Genomic DNA, 17,029 nt, shown 5'->3' on the forward strand with positions numbered 1-17,029 from the left:
GGCGTGGGTACCGACCAACGGTCGGTACCTACCCCTTGAACCGCAGGCCCACGCCCGGCTCGGTGAACAGATAGCGCGAATCCAGCGCCGAATCGCCGAGCTTGTGGCGCAGCTTGCCGACCAGAATCCGCAGGTAATGCGTGTCGTGCTGATGCGTCGGCCCCCAGATCTCCTGCAGGATCTGCGGCTGCGTCACCACGCGCCCGGCATTGCGCAGCAACAGTGACAACAGCGCGTACTCCTTGCGTGTCAGCGCCACCGGCGTACCGTCCAGATGTACTTCGCGCCGTACCAGGTCGATATGCAGGTGCCCATCATCGAACTGCGGCAGCACGCCCTCACTGGAGACCGTGCGCGAGCGCAGCAGTGCACGCACACGCGCCATCAGTTCCTGCGTGCCGAACGGCTTGGTCACGTAGTCGTTCGCACCGGCATCCAGCGCCCGCACCTTCTCGGTCTCGCTCGCACGCACGGTCAACATGATCACCGGCACCTGGCTCCACTGACGCAGCTCGCCCAGCACGTCATGGCCTTCCATGTCGGGCAGGCCGATATCCAGGATCACCAGGTCCGCCCCCTCGCCGACCAGCGCTTCCAGCCCGGCCTGGCCGGTCGCGGCCTGGGACACGCGGTAGCCCTGCGCGCGCAGGCTGATCTCCAGGAAGCGCCGGATCTGCGCTTCATCGTCGATCACCAGCACGCGCGCCGGGGGCACGCCGTGGGAAGCCTCAGGAATCATCGGTGTCATCGGCAGGGTGGGGGTGCAGCAGGGGCAGCGTGATGCGGATCAGGGTACCGCGTCCGTCGCGGCCGGGCAGCGCCTGCACGCTGCCGCCATGCGCGCCGATCATGCCCTGGCAGATGGTCAGGCCCAGCCCGGTGCCGTGCCGACCGCGGTCGCCCCGCTCCACGCTGTAGAACATGTCGAAGATCCGTGCCCGCTCGTCGTCGGGAATACCGGGGCCGGCATCGAGCACGTCGATGCGCAGCTCACCCTCGACCAGCCGCGCCTGTACCTCCACCGCCGCGCCGGGCGGGGAGAACTTGGCCGCGTTCTCCATCACGTTGAACACGGCCTGCTCGACCAGCGCCGGATGCACCCAGATCGGCGCCAGTTCAGCGGGAATATCCAGCTTCAGCCGCACATCCGGCTGATAGCGCTGCAGGCGGCGCGCGGCCGAGCCGACCAGCTCGTCCACGCCGATCCAGTCGCGGTTGATCTGCAGGCCGTCGTGGCCGAGCCGGGTCATGTCCAGCAGGTTCTGGATGTAGCGGTCCAGGCGCTCGCCTTCGACCAGGATGGTGTCCAGCAGGGCGCGGCGGTCGCTGGCATCCATCGCATCGGCGTAGCTGGAGAGGCTGTCGGCCGAGCCGATCATCGCCGCCAGCGGCGAGCGCAGGTCATGCGAGACCGAGGACAGCAACGCCGAGCGCAGCCGCTCGGTCTCGTTGCTCACGTGCGCCTTCTCCAGATCCGCCACCAGCTGGGTGCGCAGCGCGGCCTGGGCGATGTCGTCCACCATTGCCTCGGCCAGCTGGCGCTGCTCCGGCGTCAGCCGCGGCGCCTCGCGCGGGAAGCGCATGCCGGCCACGCCGATCGCCCGGTCATCACCGTCCAGCAGCGGGAGGAACCACCAACCCGCACCGGCCAGCGTATCGGTGAAGCGTCCGCTGGGCTGGGCATGCCGGTGCGCCCAGTCGGCCGCGGCCAGATCGGTGTCGCCCGGTGCGGCGCTGCCACTGGCGCTGGTGTGCTGTCCGATGCGCAGCCAGGCAGGCGCATCCATCGCCTGTTCCAGCGCTTCGCGGCCTGCCTGCGCGACCTGCTCGTTGTTCGGCGCACTGGCCAGCTGCCGGCCCAGCACCTGGCGCGCATGCGCGTGCCGGTTGGCCGCGCGCAACGCCACCACCTGCATGCGCAGGCGCGAGGCCAGCCGCCCTGCCACCAAGGCGGCGGCCAGGAACAGGAAGACCGTGATCACGCCCTGGCGCGCGCTGATCGCGAAGGTGAAACGCGGCGCGATGAAAAAGAAGTTGTAGGCCAGGAAGCACAACGCTGCCGCGATGACCGCCGCGCTGGTACGGCTGCGCGCAGCGACCATCACCACCGCCACGATGAACACCATCGAGAGGTCGTACAGCCCGATCCAGCGCTCGGCGATCAGCGCCACCAGGCAGGCGATCGCCGTGGCGCCGAGCGCCAGCAGCGCATCCTTGCCGGCGCTGCGGCTGGGTATCGACAGCCCGGACCGGCGCGCCCGGGCACGTGCCTGTGGGGTACCGATGATGGTGATCTCGAAATGCGCGCCGCGCCGGATCAGCTGCTGGGTCAGCGTGCGGTTGAGCATGCGCGCCAGCGGGCGCTCGCGCGTGCGGCCCAGCACCAGCGTGGAGACACCGTTGTGTGCGGCATGGTCAAGCAGTGCATCGGCGATGCTGGAGCCATGCAGCAGCTCCGCTTCACCCCCGAGGCGGCGGGCGAGGGCAAAGGCGGCATCGATCTCGCGCCGGGTCTGCTCATCGTGCGCGCGTGCCTGCACCGTCACCACCGTCCACGGCGCATCGCGCCGCTCGGCGATGCGTCGGCCGACCCGCACCAGGTACTCGCTCTGGCCGCCGCCATCGATCGCCACCAGCACCCGCCGGCGCAGCGGCAGGTTGCCTTCGCCGCGCGCGGCACGGGTCTCGCGCAGGCTGCTGTCCACGCGGTCGGCAGCCTCCTGCATCGCCAGCTCGCGCAGCGCGGTCAGGTTGGCCGGCGAGAAAAACGCCTGCAACGCCTGCGCCGCCTGCTCCGGCACGTAGACCTTGCCCTGCTGCAGCCGTTCGATCAGTTCGCGCGGGGGCAGGTCCACCAGCACGATGTCGTGCAGGCGGTCGAGCACCGCATCGGGCACGGTCTCGCTGACCCGCACGCCGGTGATGCGCATGACCACGTCATTGAGGCTCTCCAGATGCTGGATGTTGACCGTGGTCCACACATCGATGCCCGCATCCAGCAGCTCCATCACGTCCTGCCAGCGCCGCTCGTGGCGACTCCCGGGCACGTTGCGATGCGCCAGCTCGTCCACCAGCACCAGCGCCGGGCGACGTGCCAGCACTGCATCCAGGTCCATTTCATCCAGCGCGTGCTGTTGATACTCGCGCTGCAGCAACGGCACCTGCGGCAGGCCCGCCAGCAGCGCCGAGGTCTCGGCGCGGCCGTGGGTTTCCACCAGCCCGATCACCACGTCCACGCCGCGTCGCAGCTGCTCGTGCGCGCGGGTGAGCATGCTGAAGGTCTTGCCCACGCCGGGGGCCGCACCCAGGAACACGGTGAGTTTGCCGCCGGCTTCGCGCTGCAGGCTGTCGACCAGGGCATCGGCCTGGCGCGTACGGGAGTCGCTCATGGGCTGGGATTGTGCGCCCAGTACGATACGCAGCGCATCAAGGCATACCGTAGCGCCGGGCCGTGCCCTGCTGCGCGTCGAGAGCAACGTTCAACGTCATCACGTTCACCCGCGGCTGGCCGAACACACCCCATTGCGGGCCCCGGGTATTGGCCTGCACCAACGCGGCGACGCGCTCCACCGGCAGGCCACGGCTGCGTGCCACCCGGGCGATCTGCACCTGCGCGGCGGCCGGGGAGATCTCCGGGTCCATGCCGGCGCCGGACTGGGTCACCAGATCGCCGGGAACCTGGGCGGCAGGCACGCCTTCGCGTGCGGCCACCGCAGTGATGGCCGCGTGCACCCGTTCCTGCAGCGCCGGGTTGCTGCGCGCCATGTTGCTGCCGGCGGCGGCCATCGGATCGTAGTTGGCCGCCGACGGCCGCGCCTGGAAGTAGCCATCGCCGACGAACGGCTGGGCGATCAACCGCGAGCCGCGCACCTGCCCATCGCGGATCAGCAGGCTGCCATCGGCCTGCGCCGGAAACAGCAGCCGGCTTACGCTGGTGGTGGCCACCGCGTAGGCCAGGCCGAGCAGCAGCAGGCTGCTCACGCCGAGCACGAGAGCGGGGCGCCAGGCGCTGTCCTGCTGCAGCTGGGTGGAAGTGGCAGCGCGGCTGCGCGCCGCGCGGGAAACGGAAGTAGCAAGCGAGCGGTTCATGCGCCGAATACCGAGACAAGGAAGAGGTCGATCACTTTGATGGCCGCGAACGGCAGCAGCACACCGCCGAGCCCGTACACGAGCATGTTCCGGCGCAGCAGCGCCGTGGCTGTGGCCGGGCGGAAGCGCACCCCGCGCAACGCCAGCGGGATCAGCGCCGGGATCACCAGGGCGTTGAAGATCAGTGCCGCCAGCACGGCATTGCGCGGGCTGGACAGGTGCATCACGTTCAACGCCGCCATCGCCGGCAGGGTCGAGGCGAACAGTGCCGGCAGGATCGCGAAATACTTGGAGACATCGTTGGCCAGCGAGAAGGTGGTCAGTGCACCACGCGTGATCAGCTGCTGCTTGCCCACTTCCACCACCGCCAGCAGCTTGGCCGGATCCGAATCCAGATCGACCATGTTGCCGGCCTCCTTGGCCGCCTGCGTACCGGAGTTCATGGCCAGCCCGATGTCGGCCTGGGCCAGTGCCGGTGCATCGTTGGTGCCGTCGCCGACCATCGCCACCAGCCGCCCACCGGCCTGCTCGGCACGGATGCGGGCCAGCTTGTCTTCGGGGCGGGCCTCGGCGATGTAATCGTCCACGCCGGCCTCGGCCGCGATCGCCGCAGCGGTCAGCGGGTTGTCGCCGGTGATCATCACCGTGCGGATGCCCATCGCGCGCAGCTGCGCGAACTTCTCGCGCATGCCGTGCTTGACCACGTCCGAGAGCTCGATCACGCCCAGCACATGGCGGCCTTCGCACACCACCAGCGGCGTCGCACCGTTGCGCGCCACCTGTTCCACGCGTCCCGGCAGCTCCAACGGCACCGTCCCGCCCAGCTCACGCACATACGCAGTGATCGCATCGGAGGCGCCCTTGCGTATGCGGCGGCCGCCGTCCAGATCGACGCCGGACATGCGGGTCTGCGCGCTGAAGGCCAGATAGTCCGCACGGTCCGGCTCGGCCGTGGTGCAGCCCTGCTCACGTGCCAGCCGCACCACCGACTTGCCTTCCGGGGTCGGGTCGGCCAGCGAGGACAGCAGCGCCGCCTCGCGCAGCTGGCTGGCGTCGATACCGGCCAGGGCATGGAAATGCGTGGCCTGGCGGTCGCCGTAGGTGATGGTGCCGGTCTTGTCGAGCAGCAGCACGTCCACATCGCCAGCCACTTCCACCGCCTTGCCGGACTTGGCCAGCACGTTGGCGGCCAGCGCACGGTTCATGCCGGCGATGCCGATGGCCGGCAGCAGGCCGCCGATGGTGGTCGGGATCAGGCACACCAGCAGCGCGACCAGCAGCAGCGGATCGACCTGCACGCCAACGAACGCCCCGATCGCCGGCAGCGTCGCCACCACCACCAGGAAGGTCAGCGTCATCGCCGCCAGCAGCAGGGTCAGGGCAACCTCGTTCGGCGTCTTCTGGCGGTTCGCGCCTTCCACCAGCGCGATCATCCGGTCCAGGAAGCTGTGCCCCGGCTCGGCGGTGATGCGCACGATGATCTGGTCGGAAAGCACTTTGGTGCCACCGATCACGCCACTGCGGTCGGTGCCTGCTTCGCGCAGCACGGGGGCCGATTCACCGGTCACCGCCGCTTCGTTGATCGTGGCCAGGCCCTGCACGATCTCGCCATCGGCCGGGATCAACTCGCCAGCACTGACGATGACATGGTCGCCCGGGCGCAGTTCGGCCGCCGGGACCTGGGTTTCACTGGCGCCGGCATGCGCTGCGGCCAGCCGGCGCGCGCTGAGGTCCTGGCGGGCCCGCCGCAGCGAGGCGGCCTGGCCCCGGCCACGCGCTTCGGCGACGGCCTCGGCGAAGTTGCCGAACAGCACGGTCAGCAGCAGGATCGCGGTGACCGCCAGGCCGAAGCCCAGCGGCGCATTGCCGGTCAGCGTCACCAGCGCGCTGACTACCGTGCCGACCATCACCACGGCCATCACCGGGCTGTGCAGCAGGTGCCGCGGCGAAAGCTTGATCACGGCATCGCGCAGGGCACGGCGCCAACCGGCGCCATCCAGCAGGCGCTGGCGGCGGTGCGAAGAAACGTTCAACGGATACGTACTCATGGCAGGAGGTCTCAGTGCAGCGTCAGCGACAGGTGGTCGGCGACCGGGCCAAGCACCAGCGCCGGCATGAACTGCAATACGGTGAGGATGACGATCAGCGCGATCAGGGTCAGCGCGAAGGTCGGGGTTTCGATCTGCAGCGTGCCGGCCGATTCCGGCGCCCGCCGCTTGGCCGCCAGCTGCGCGGCCACGATCAACGGGATCACCAGCACCGGGTAGCGGCCCAGCAGCAGCACCAGGGTGCAGCTCAGGTTCCACCACACGGTGGCATCGCCAAGGCCCTCAAAGCCCGAGCCGTTGTTGGCGAACGCCGAGGTGTACTCGTAGAACACTTGGCTGATGCCGTGGAAGCCGGGGTTGGAGCTGCCGGTGATCGACGGGATCGCCAAGGTCAGTGCGGTGAAGCCCAGGATGGTGATCGGCTGCAGCAGCACCAGCAGCGCGAGCAGGCGCACCTGCGGCGTTTCCAGCTTGCGGCCGAACAGTTCCGGGGTACGGCCGGTCATCAGGCCGGCCAGGAATACGCCCAGCATCAGGTACACGATGAACTGCTGCAGGCCGCAGCCGATGCCGCCCCAGATCGCGTTGACCAGCATGTTGACCATCGGCACGGCACCGGCCAGCGGGCTGAGCGAGTCATGCATGCCGTTGACCGAACCGTTCGATACCTGGGTGGTGATCGCAGCCCACAACCCCGTGCCATCGGCACCGAAGCGCACTTCCTTGCCCTCCATCAGCAGCGGGCTGGCCGCCGTGGCCGAGTGACCCTCCAGCCACACGGTGGCGGCGATCGACACGCTGGACATCGTCAGCATGCAGCCGAACACCAGCCCGGCCAGGCGTTTGCGCCCGGTGAACGCGCCGAGCATGAAGATCACCGCGATCGGGATCAGCAGGATGCCGATCAGTTCCAGCGCGTTGGACAGCGGGGTCGGGTTTTCCAGCGGCATCGCGCTGTTGGGGCCGTACCAGCCACCGCCGTTGGTGCCCAGCTGCTTGGCCGCGACCATCGCCGCGACCGGGCCGAGCGGAATCTTCTGCGTCTCCATGCCGGCCGCGGCATCGATCGGCGTCGCCTGCGGACCCCCGACGAGCGTGGCGGGCACGCCCTGGCTGGTCAGCAGCACCGCCCACAGCAGGCACAGCGGCAGCATGAAGCGCACGCACGCGCGCACCACATCGGCGTAGTAGTTGCCCACATCGACACGGCGGTCCCCACTGAGCAGCGCGGCCTGGTCGGCCGGCACATCCTCAGGGCGCGCACTGAACAGCGCACGCAGGGTGGCCACCACCAGCGCCAGGCCCATCATCGGCGTCACCACCTGCAGGCCGGTGATCGCGGTCATCTGCGAGAAATAGGACAGCTGTGCCTGGCCGGAATAGTGCTGCTGGTTGGTGTTGGTCAGGAACGACACCATCGTGTGCAGCGCGGTGTCCCAGCGCAGGTTGGGGATCTGGTCGGGATTGAACGGCAGCCAGGCCTGGGTCATGAAGACCGCCTGCACCAGCACCGCGATCACCACGTTGCTGAGCAGGAAGGCGCCCACGTAGCCACGCCAGGACATACCGCGCGCCGGGTTGACCCCGAGCAGCCGGTACAGCGGTTTTTCAATCCACCCGAACAGCGCGTCGCCGCGCATCGGGCCACCGCGCATCACCCGGGCCAGGTACAGCCCCAGTGGAAAGGCCAGCACGATGCTGGCCAGCAGGATCAACAGGATCTCGGTCATGGTCGGCTCCGGTCAAAAGGTTTCGGGCCGAAGCACGACGTACAGCAGATAGGCGGCGGCAACGAGCACGAGCACGCCGCACAGCAGGGAAAGCCAGGCAGACATGGTTGTGGCCTCAAACGCAGGAAAGGGAGCGCGCGGTGCACGGGGCACCGGCGGGGGAGACTGGCAGATACAGGCGCATGGGACGTCCAGGTGGAACCACTCCACGTCAGGCGCTCATGGTCTGCCTGCCCGGCATAAACGCTCCACGCCCGAAACCCGCGACTCCCGTAAAAAATGCATAAAAAGGTGCGTCTTTGGTGCGAACGTTACGCCCCGCAGCGACCGGCAGGCCCCTCGGCAAATGTCCCCCGGCCGCCGCCTGACGGCGACAGCCTCCTCCTTGATTTTGCCCAGGGACCTGCCGGCCGCTACGGAGCTCAGCGCGTGGTAAAGCGGACTTCGCTGTTGGGCGCCAGTGGTCTGTAAACGCGGGGTGCTATGCCCTTGTGGGCGAAATCAAGGAGGAGGGGACGGCCGCAGGCCGGCACCGGGGGACATTCGCCGACAAGGGCATAGCGCCCCAGCGCCCGACCCATCGACCGCCGCGCTTGAGAACGTCCAGAGCGCTTCACACTTGCCGCGAGGACAACACAAAAAAAGCGGCCCAAAAGGCCGCCTTCGTTTCAACGCTATCGCACATCCACCCTTACCCGCGCGGATCGCTCCCCACACCCTTCAGCAACCGATAACGCTGCAGCGTGCTCTCGATCTCCACATCCAGCGCCTGGCGCTGCTGCTCGAACGACGCCTGCATGCGCCGTTGTGCCACCAGCTCGGCATGCCGCTCACGGATGCGCGCGGCCTGCTTGTCCGGTACCGGCTGCCCATCCAGCTCGCGGTTGCCCGCAGTGGCCAGCAGGGTGACCAGCGCATCACGCACGCTGGCCACGTTGTAACTGGCGGTATGGATGTTGTTGTCCAGGATGCCGCTGCGCTCGGTAAACACCCGGCGCAGCTCGTCCTCGCTTTCATACGTGGCCAGCATTGCCTGTTCGGTGCGTTGGCGGGTCTGCTCGGCGGCCACGTCCAGGCGCTGCTGCGTGGCCTGCGCCGCGGCATCCGCGCGCTCTTCCTCGGTCAACGTGCGCTGTACTTCGCCGCTGCGCATGCCGCTGCGCAGGTTGAACTCCTCGCGCGCGCTGTTCACCGCCTCCTGGGGCAGGGCATCACTGCAGATGCGCTCGCTGCCCTTGTTCCAGCAGTACAACTTCTTGGGCGTCGCATCGGCCGCGCGCTTCTGCGCCTGGGCAGGCAACAGCGGCACGGCCAGCAACAGGCCGACAACGGTGAACGTGGCAAACCTGGACATGGTGAAAGCCCCCTGCTCTCAACGCGTAGGACGGCTGCCGTAGCGGGAACGATAGTCCTCCAGCGGCTGCCGGTAGCCGACAAGTTCCGGATTTCCGGAGGCAAAATCAAGCAGGTCGGCCAGCGTGGCCACGGCGACCACCGGAATCCCGGCTTCTTCGGCCACGGCCTGGGCGGCCGAACGGCGGTCGGTTTCCGAGGCGATCTCCTGGCGGTCCAGCGCCACCACGATGCCGGCCGGGGTGCCACCGGCGCCCTTGATGATTGCCAACGCCTCGCGGATCGCGGTGCCGGCGGTGATCACGTCGTCCACGATCAGCACGCGCTTGCCATTCATGTCAGCGCCGATCAGGTTGCCGCCTTCGCCGTGGTCCTTGGCTTCCTTGCGGTTGAACGACAGCGGCAGGTCGCGGCCGCGCTGGGCGAATTCACAGGCGGTCGCGGTGGCCAGCGGAATGCCCTTGTAGGCCGGGCCGAACACGACGTCGAACTTCAGCCCGGTCGCTTCCACGGCATCCGCGTAGCAGGCCGCCAGCTGGGACATGCGCGCGCCGGAATCGAACCGGCCGGCATTGAAGAAATAGGGGCTCAGACGGCCGGACTTCAGGGTGAACTGGCCGAAACGCAGGGCATCGGCGGTCAGGGCCAGTTGCAGGAAACGGTGGCGATGGTCGCTCATCAAGACTCAATTCAATTCATTTGGAGCGCAAATCCTAATGCATGCCCGCACTTTTCCGCTCGCCGACCCCTGTGGCCCGGTGTCGCAGGGCGCGGCGAGACGACCCGCAAGGCCCCGGCGCGCGGTAATCGCGTCCGTTTCCAGCCAGCCCCTGCAAGGGCCGAAACGGTATGCTCTTGCGGGTATCGTTCCAGACCCGGGTCAGCATGCGCATCATCAGTTTCAACGCCAATGGCATCCGTTCCGCCGCCACCAAGGGCTTCCTCGAGTGGTTCCGCGCCCAGGACGCCGACGTCCTGTGCATCCAGGAAACCAAGGCCCAGGAAGACCAGCTGACCGACCCGATGTTCCGCCCGGACGGGCACCATTGCTTCTACCGCGATGCCATCACCAAGAAGGGCTACAGCGGCGTGGCGATCTACAGCAAGCGCGAGCCGGACCAGGTGATCACCTCGCTGGGCTGGGCCCCGTTCGACGATGAAGGTCGCTACATCGAGGCCCGCTACGGCAACCTCAGCGTGGTCTCGTTCTATATCCCGTCGGGCAGCTCGGGTGATCTGCGCCAGGGCTTCAAGTACGAAGTGATGGAATGGCTGCGCCCGATCCTGGCCGGCTGGTTGGCCAGTGGCCGCGACTACGTGCTGTGCGGCGACTGGAACATCGTGCGGTCCGCGCTGGACATCAAGAACTGGAAATCCAACCAGAAGAACTCCGGCTGCCTGCCGCCCGAGCGCGACTGGCTCAACGGCCAGTGCGTGGACGCCGACCAGGCGCTGGATATCGCCGCCGGCCAAGGCTGGACGGATGCCTACCGCCTGCTGCACCCGCAGGGTGAGGACTACACCTGGTGGAGCAACCGCGGCCAGGCGCGCGCCAACAACGTCGGCTGGCGCATCGATTACCAGTTCGTCAGCCCGGGCCTGCGCGATCGCCTGCGCAGCTGCTCGGTCTACCGCGATGAGCGCTTCTCCGACCATGCGCCGTTCACGGTGGACTACGCCCCATGAGTGATGCGGTCGCCAAGCCGCGCCGTCCCTGGCAACGGGTGCTGGCCAACCTGCGCCAGCGCAAGGTGCTGGCTATGCTGCTGCTGGGCTTCAGTTCCGGCCTGCCGATCTACCTGGTCGGCAACACGCTCGGCTTCTGGATGCGCAAGGAAGGCATCGAGCTGACCACCATCGGCTTCCTGTCGTGGGTGGGCCTGGCCTACTCGATGAAGTTCCTGTGGGCCCCACTGGTGGACAAGGTCAACGCGCCGCTGCTGGGGCGCTTCGGCCGCCGCCGTGGCTGGATGCTGTTGTCCCAGCTGGTGGTGGCCGTGGCGCTGGTGGGCATGGCGCTGGTCCAGCCCAAGGGCGGTCATTTCGTCTTCCTGGGCATCGCCTGGGAGCACCTGGTGGTGTTCGGGGTCATGGCCACCGTGGTGGCGTTTGCGTCCGCAACGCAGGACATCGTCATTGATGCCTGGCGCATCGAGATTGCCGAGAACAGTGAACAACTCGGGCTGCTGACTTCCTCGGCTGCGCTGGGCTATCGCACCGCGCTGCTGGTTACCGATGCGCTGATCCTGCTGATCGCGGCCCGCGTTGGCTGGCAGGTTTCGTATGAAATCATGGCCGGGCTGATGGCATTGGGTGTCGTAGCCGTGGTGATGGCAAAAGAGCCAGCGCGTGCGCAGCTGGCGGTGCAGACCCAAGCAGCTGCGTTGTGGACGCCACGCGGCCTGTTTGACGCACTGGTTGGACCGTTCGTGGCCTTCCTGCGCGAACACCGCAGTGGCGCGATCCTGATCCTGCTGGCCATCAGCATCTACCGCATGGCCGACTTCATCATGGGCCCGATGGCTAACCCGTTCTATGTGGACTTGGGGCTGGCCGAGGAGACTGTGGGCGCGGTGCGCGGCTCGGTCGGGCTGGTCGCCACCTTCATCGGTATTGCCGCTGCCGGATTGGTATCGGTGCGTTGGGGCGTACTCGCCACCTTGCTCGTCGGCGCAGTGCTGGGCCCGGCCTCCAACCTCGCTTTTGCGTGGCTGGCCTATGTCGGCCCGGACCCGACCAGCTTCGCCATCGCCATGGCCATCGACAACATCTCCGGCGGCTTCGCCGGCACGGCGTTGATTGCCTACATGTCCAGCCTGACCAGCATCGGCTACACCGCCACCCAGTACGCCTTGTTGAGTTCGTTTTACGCAATGCCGGGCAAGGCATTGAAAGGACTCTCCGGCTGGGCGGTGCAGTCGCTGGCTCAGGGCCGCACCCTACTGGAAGGCTATGCGCTGTTCTTCACCGGCACCGCGTTGATCGGCATCCCGGTAGTGATTCTGTGTGCGTTGTTGATCCGGCAGCAACGCCGACGCACCCCGGCGATTTGAGGCTCCGTTGCTGGCGGCCCCCCCACTGCGCCATGATCCATCAAGTTGTGCCGCGGGGATGGCGGCGCGCCAACGGGGACAACGATGGCTGATCTACTGCTGCGGGAGGTGGACCCGCTGTTGCTGGAACGTATCCGCCGCATTGCGGTTGCGCGCGGCTGGACCCCTGAGGACACCTGCGTGGCGCTGCTGGAGCAAGGCCTGTTCGCCAGCGAACTGGAGGTCCGCAGTGGCTTCCACGATCCCGAAGTCGATGCGCTGGCAGATGCGATCGCCGCCCTGCAGGCGTTGCCGGACGCGCAGGGGCTGTAACGGCGGCACGCCGCGAACGGCGCATCGGCGATCACAGCCGCATGCAGCGACCCCTGCGGTGGCCCCTCAGCCCAGGTGGATCGCCCCGAGAATCCGCGGTCCCCTCGCCCCACTCACGCTCGGCAGATTGCCCGGCAACCCGGCCAGCGTGCGCTGCGCCAGCCACGCGAAGCCCATCGCCTCCAGATAATCCGGATCCAGCCCGTGCACCGCGCTGGACTCGATCACCACGCCCGGCAGCCGCGCACTCAGGCGCCGCAGCAGCTGCGGATTGCGCACGCCACCGCCGCACACCAGCACCCGTTTCGCGCCCGGCAGGTGCGCCAGCAGCGCATCGGCCACGGTGGCGGCGGTCAGTTCCAGCAGCGTCGCCTGCACATCCGCGCCCGACACTTGCCCCTCACCCAGCTGCGTCTGCGCCCAGTCCAGGTGGAACTGCTCGCGCCCGGTGCTCTTGGGCGGCGGCAGCGCGAACCACGGATCGGCCAGCCAGCGCGCCAGCAGCGCGGCATCCACCTGGCCACTGGCCGCGAACGCGCCGTCGGCATCGAACGGTTCGCCGCGATGGCGCTGGCACCAAGCATCCATCAGCGCATTGGCCGGGCCGGTATCGAAACCGCGCGGTGTGCCCTCGCGCGGGATCAGGGTGAGATTGCCGATGCCGCCGAGGTTGAGCACGGCACGGTCTTCATCGCTGTCGCCCAGCATCGCCAGGTGGAACGCCGGCATCAGCGGCGCGCCATGGCCGCCGGCGGCGACATCGCGCCGACGGAAATCGGCCACGGTGGTGATGCCGGTCAGCTCGGCGATGCGGTTGGCGTCGCCGATCTGCATCGTGAAGGCGGGAGCGGCCAGCGGCCGGTGGCGCACGGTCTGGCCATGCGAGCCGATTGCCTGCACCTGGGTACGGTCGATGCGCGCGCTGTCCAGCAGGCGGTTGGCGGCCGCGGCGAACGTGATCCCGACCTGGGCATCAAGGTGGCCCAGTGCATCAAGCGAGGTGATGGTGCCGCCTTCTCCCAGTGCGATCAGCTCGGCGCGGATCGCCGGATCCCAGTCGTGGGTCAGGCCATGGACGAAGCGGCAGCCCCCCTCGGCGGGGAACTGCACCAGCGCGGCATCGATGCCGTCGGCGCTGGTGCCGGACATCAGGCCCAGGTAGAGCGGGGTGGTGGGATCAACAGCAGAGGTCATGGCCAGGCGGTCCAACGGGTTGCGTGCAGCTTCCGCGCAACCCGTTGCCGCCGTCAATCGCAGCGATCAGCCGCGGTTGGATTTGACCGGCTTGCCGGCCTTCGCCGTGGCCGTATCGGCGGCCTTGGCATCCGGTGCCGGGCTGGCATCGGCGTAGATCAGCTTCTCCATGCCCTGGATGCGGGCCAGCGCCGGGGCGGTCTGCGCCCGGAAGGCAGCCAGCTCGGCGCCCTGCAGCGGCTCCGGCGGCGGCATCGTCACCGACAGCGGATTGCGGTGCACGCCGTTGACGCGGAATTCGTAGTGCAGGTGCGGGCCGGTCGCCAGGCCGGTCGAGCCGACGTAGCCGATCACCGTGCCCTGCGCCACGCGCTGGCCGGTCTTGATCTTGCCGAAGCGCGACATATGCCCGTACAGGGTGGTGTGGCCGCGGCCATGATCCAGGATCACCACGTTGCCGTAACCGCGCTGGGTCCCGGCGAACTGCACGCGGGCATCGCCGGCGGCCATGATCGGAGTGCCGGTGCGCGCGGCGTAGTCCACGCCCTTGTGCATGCGCATCTTGCCCAGCACCGGGTGCTTGCGTGCGCCGAAGCTCGAGCTCAAGCGCGCGAACTGGATCGGCATGCGGATGAAGCTCTTCTTCAGCGGGCGGCCGCTGGCATCGAAGTACTCGGATTTGCCGTTGCGGTCGAAGCGGAAGCCGCTGTAGGTCTTGCCGCCCGAGCTGAAGGTCGCCGCGAGGATCTTGCTGGTGTCCACCTTCTCGCCTTCGCGCCAGGTTTCATCCAGCACCACGCTGAAGCGGTCGCCCGGCTGCAGGTCCTTGGAGAAGTCGATGTCGTACTTGAAGATCTCGTCGGTCATCGTCGCGATCGCCGAGGGCGACAACCCGGCCTTGCGCGCGGCGGCATACAGCGAGCTGGTGATCTCGCCACTGGCGACCACGCGGCGGGTCGAGCTCTCGCGCTTGCTCACCGTTTCAGTGATCTTGTCGCCGGCCAGGGACAGCTCCACGCGGTTGTCGGCATCGCGGTCGAAGCGGATCGTGCGCAGCTCGCCGGACAGTGGCAGGTCGAAGGCGATCTCCGCACCCGGGCGCAGCCTGGTCAGCGATTCGCGCACACCGGGGTGCTCCAGCACCTGGTGCATCACCGTGGCCGGGATGCCGGCCTGGTCGAACAGATTGCTCAGGGTCTGGCCGCGCTGCACGCGGAGCACCTGCCAGCTGTCGCCCGGGGTCTGCTGCTGGCGTTCCAGCGACAGCGGCGGCAACGGCAGCGCCAGGGTCGAATGGCTGACCGAGTAGGGCGAGTCGATGGTGTGCGAGAAGCCGGGGACGATCGTGGCCACCAGGGCGCCGATGGTGGCGAACAGGCTGGCGTGCATCCAGTGGCGGCGGGTCCAGCGCTGGTTGAAGGCCGCAGGAAGATGCTGTTTGAGCTTCCGATGGAGGGCGGTGTCGTGGAGGACGTGGAGACGTTCCTTGAAGCGCTGCTTGCGCGCGCGGCCTTGATCGGAATTGAGCATCGTCGGTCTGTTCCTGGCTGGCCCGGGAGCGCGGGCCCAAACGTCGGTAACATAGACAGGTATAAATACCGCGTCAAACCCTTGTGCCTATTGGCTTTTGTGAAGCACCTGCGGTTAACTTGTACTTAACGTCATTCATATAAATAAGGCATTGCCGGGAGTTGTCACGTGTCCTCGATTGAAGAAGCCATCGCCCTGATCGGGCGAGGCGCCGATGAGATCCTCAAATCCGACGAACTGCGCCAGCGTCTGGAAAGCGGCCGTCCGCTGCGGGTCAAGGCCGGCTTCGACCCCACCGCGCCGGACCTGCACCTGGGCCACACCGTGCTGCTGAACAAGCTGCGCCAGTTCCAGGACCTCGGCCATCAGGTGATCTTCCTGATCGGTGACTTCACCGGGATGATCGGCGATCCCTCGGGCAAGAACGTCACCCGCAAGCCGCTCACCAAGGAAGACGTGCTGGCCAATGCGCGTACCTATGAGGACCAGGTCTTCAAGGTGCTGGACCGCGAGAAGACCGAAGTGCGCTTCAATTCGGAGTGGTTCGGCAAGATGGCCGCCGCCGACATGATCCGCCTGGCCGGCCAGCACACCGTGGCGCGCATGCTCGAGCGCGACGATTTCGCCAAGCGCTATGCCGCCCAGCAGTCCATTGCCCTGCATGAGTTCCTGTATCCGCTGGTGCAGGGCTATGACTCAGTCGCGCTGGAAGCGGACGTCGAACTGGGCGGTACCGACCAGAAGTTCAACCTGCTGATGGGCCGTGGCCTGCAGGAGCACTATGGGCAGAAGCCGCAGATCGTGCTGACCATGCCGCTGCTGGAAGGCCTGGACGGTGTGGCCAAGATGTCCAAGTCGCTCAACAACTATATTGGTATCAGCGAACCGGCCATCGACATCGTCACCAAGACGATGAAGATCGGCGACGACCTGATGTGGCGCTGGATCGAGCTGCTCTCCTTTGATATCAGCCAGGCCGAGGCCAAGGCCCTGCGTGAGCAGGTCGAGGCGGGCGGGTTGAACCCGCGCGAGGTGAAGCTGCGCCTGGCCCGTGAGCTGACCACCCGCTTCCATGATGCGGCGGCGGCCGAACAGGCCATCGCCGGCTGGAATGCCGCGGTGACCGGGCAGGGCGATGTGACCCTGCTGCCGCTGCAGGAAGTGACCATTCCGGCCGAGGGCCTGCGTATTGGTGCCCTGCTGACGGCTGCCGGTCTCACCCCGAGCAACTCCGAAGCCTCCCGCAAGCTCAAGGAGCGTGCGGTGAAGGTGGATGGCCAGGTGGTGGAGGATGCCCAGCAGGTGTTCGTGCCCGGTTTTGAAGGCCTGCTGCAGGTCGGCAAGCGCACCTTCGCACGCGTGTTGCTGGTCGCAGCCTAAGTGGCACAAGGGGTTCGGGCGATCCGGACCCCTTCCAGCATGAATGTGGGCGGGACGACGTGAAAAAATGTCGTCTACCCCCTTCACAAACGACCCGGATAGGGACATACTTTCCCTCCCCCGACGCAGGGGCCACCGCAAGGCGGCAACCGCGAAGGAACAGGACTTCAACTTCTTCGAAAGAAGGTGTTGACGGAAACGAAAAGCCTGACATAATAGGCGGCTCGCAACGACGAAAGCCTCTGAGGCGAACGACGAAGCGGCATCGGCAACAACGGTTCACTTCGGTGAAACGGCCTTGAAAAAAGGTGTTGACGAAGCAGATAAGCCGGTCTATAAT

Annotated in this window: 14 protein-coding genes; 4 read left to right on the top strand and 10 right to left on the bottom strand. The window is 67.4% G+C overall.

Annotated elements, in window-relative coordinates; all coding sequences use genetic code 11:
* Positions 1-28: 28 nt before the first annotated feature.
* The 8 genes from EDF74_RS16890 to pyrE all read right to left on the bottom strand — a co-directional run bounded on the left by EDF74_RS16890 (position 29) and on the right by pyrE (position 9,899).
* Positions 29-748, bottom strand: a complete 720-nt coding sequence (locus EDF74_RS16890; protein WP_123731183.1) for a response regulator transcription factor — start codon at positions 746-748, stop codon at positions 29-31.
* Complete coding sequence (locus EDF74_RS16895) at positions 729-3,389, bottom strand: sensor histidine kinase (RefSeq protein WP_123731184.1); 2,661 nt, start codon at positions 3,387-3,389, stop codon at positions 729-731. Before EDF74_RS16895 ends, EDF74_RS16890 begins: the two co-directional genes overlap by 20 nt.
* Before the next feature lie 37 nt (positions 3,390-3,426).
* A complete protein-coding gene (gene kdpC / locus EDF74_RS16900; RefSeq protein ID WP_123731185.1) occupies positions 3,427-4,089 on the bottom strand; it encodes a potassium-transporting ATPase subunit KdpC in 663 nt (220 codons plus the stop codon).
* A complete protein-coding gene (kdpB, locus tag EDF74_RS16905; RefSeq protein WP_123731186.1) occupies positions 4,086-6,137 on the bottom strand; it encodes a potassium-transporting ATPase subunit KdpB in 2,052 nt (683 codons plus the stop codon). Before kdpB ends, kdpC begins: the two co-directional genes overlap by 4 nt.
* Positions 6,138-6,148: 11 nt before the next feature.
* The gene (kdpA, locus tag EDF74_RS16910) at positions 6,149-7,867 is read right to left on the bottom strand and encodes a potassium-transporting ATPase subunit KdpA (protein ID WP_123731187.1); all 1,719 of its coding nucleotides are present in this window, start codon (positions 7,865-7,867) and stop codon (positions 6,149-6,151) included.
* 12 nt (positions 7,868-7,879) lie between these two features.
* The gene (locus tag EDF74_RS16915; RefSeq protein ID WP_019183961.1) at positions 7,880-7,972 is read right to left on the bottom strand and encodes a potassium-transporting ATPase subunit F; all 93 of its coding nucleotides are present in this window, start codon (positions 7,970-7,972) and stop codon (positions 7,880-7,882) included.
* Positions 7,973-8,558: 586 nt separating this feature from the next.
* The gene (locus tag EDF74_RS16920) at positions 8,559-9,221 is read right to left on the bottom strand and encodes a hypothetical protein (protein WP_123731188.1); all 663 of its coding nucleotides are present in this window, start codon (positions 9,219-9,221) and stop codon (positions 8,559-8,561) included.
* Positions 9,222-9,239: 18 nt separating this feature from the next.
* Positions 9,240-9,899, bottom strand: coding sequence for an orotate phosphoribosyltransferase (gene pyrE, locus EDF74_RS16925; RefSeq protein ID WP_046272987.1), 660 nt, complete (start codon positions 9,897-9,899; stop codon positions 9,240-9,242).
* A gap of 206 nt (positions 9,900-10,105) precedes the next feature.
* Here pyrE and EDF74_RS16930 point away from each other — a divergent pair, with 206 nt between their 5' ends.
* The 3 genes from EDF74_RS16930 (at position 10,106) to EDF74_RS16940 (ending at position 12,585) form a co-directional block, all read left to right on the top strand.
* Complete coding sequence (locus EDF74_RS16930; protein ID WP_019183958.1) at positions 10,106-10,906, top strand: exodeoxyribonuclease III; 801 nt, start codon at positions 10,106-10,108, stop codon at positions 10,904-10,906.
* A complete protein-coding gene (locus tag EDF74_RS16935; RefSeq protein WP_123731189.1) occupies positions 10,903-12,273 on the top strand; it encodes an AmpG family muropeptide MFS transporter in 1,371 nt (456 codons plus the stop codon). The genes EDF74_RS16930 and EDF74_RS16935 overlap by 4 nt, the downstream gene beginning before the upstream one ends.
* Positions 12,274-12,357: 84 nt before the next feature.
* Positions 12,358-12,585, top strand: a complete 228-nt coding sequence (locus tag EDF74_RS16940; protein WP_123731190.1) for a hypothetical protein — start codon at positions 12,358-12,360, stop codon at positions 12,583-12,585.
* A gap of 66 nt (positions 12,586-12,651) precedes the next feature.
* Here the strand turns inward: EDF74_RS16940 and EDF74_RS16945 are convergent, their stop codons facing one another.
* A complete protein-coding gene (locus tag EDF74_RS16945; protein WP_123731216.1) occupies positions 12,652-13,779 on the bottom strand; it encodes an anhydro-N-acetylmuramic acid kinase in 1,128 nt (375 codons plus the stop codon).
* Positions 13,780-13,845: 66 nt separating this feature from the next.
* Complete coding sequence (locus tag EDF74_RS16950; protein ID WP_123731191.1) at positions 13,846-15,309, bottom strand: M23 family metallopeptidase; 1,464 nt, start codon at positions 15,307-15,309, stop codon at positions 13,846-13,848.
* 168 nt (positions 15,310-15,477) lie between these two features.
* Between EDF74_RS16950 and tyrS the strand changes: the two genes are divergently transcribed.
* Positions 15,478-16,689 carry a tyrosine--tRNA ligase gene (gene tyrS, locus EDF74_RS16955; RefSeq protein ID WP_123731192.1) on the top strand — a complete coding sequence of 404 codons (1,212 nt, stop codon included), beginning with the start codon at positions 15,478-15,480 and terminating at the stop codon, positions 16,687-16,689.
* Positions 16,690-17,029: the final 340 nt, after the last annotated feature.

Source organism: Stenotrophomonas rhizophila (assembly GCF_003751305.1).
Lineage (GTDB): Bacteria > Pseudomonadota > Gammaproteobacteria > Xanthomonadales > Xanthomonadaceae > Stenotrophomonas > Stenotrophomonas rhizophila_B.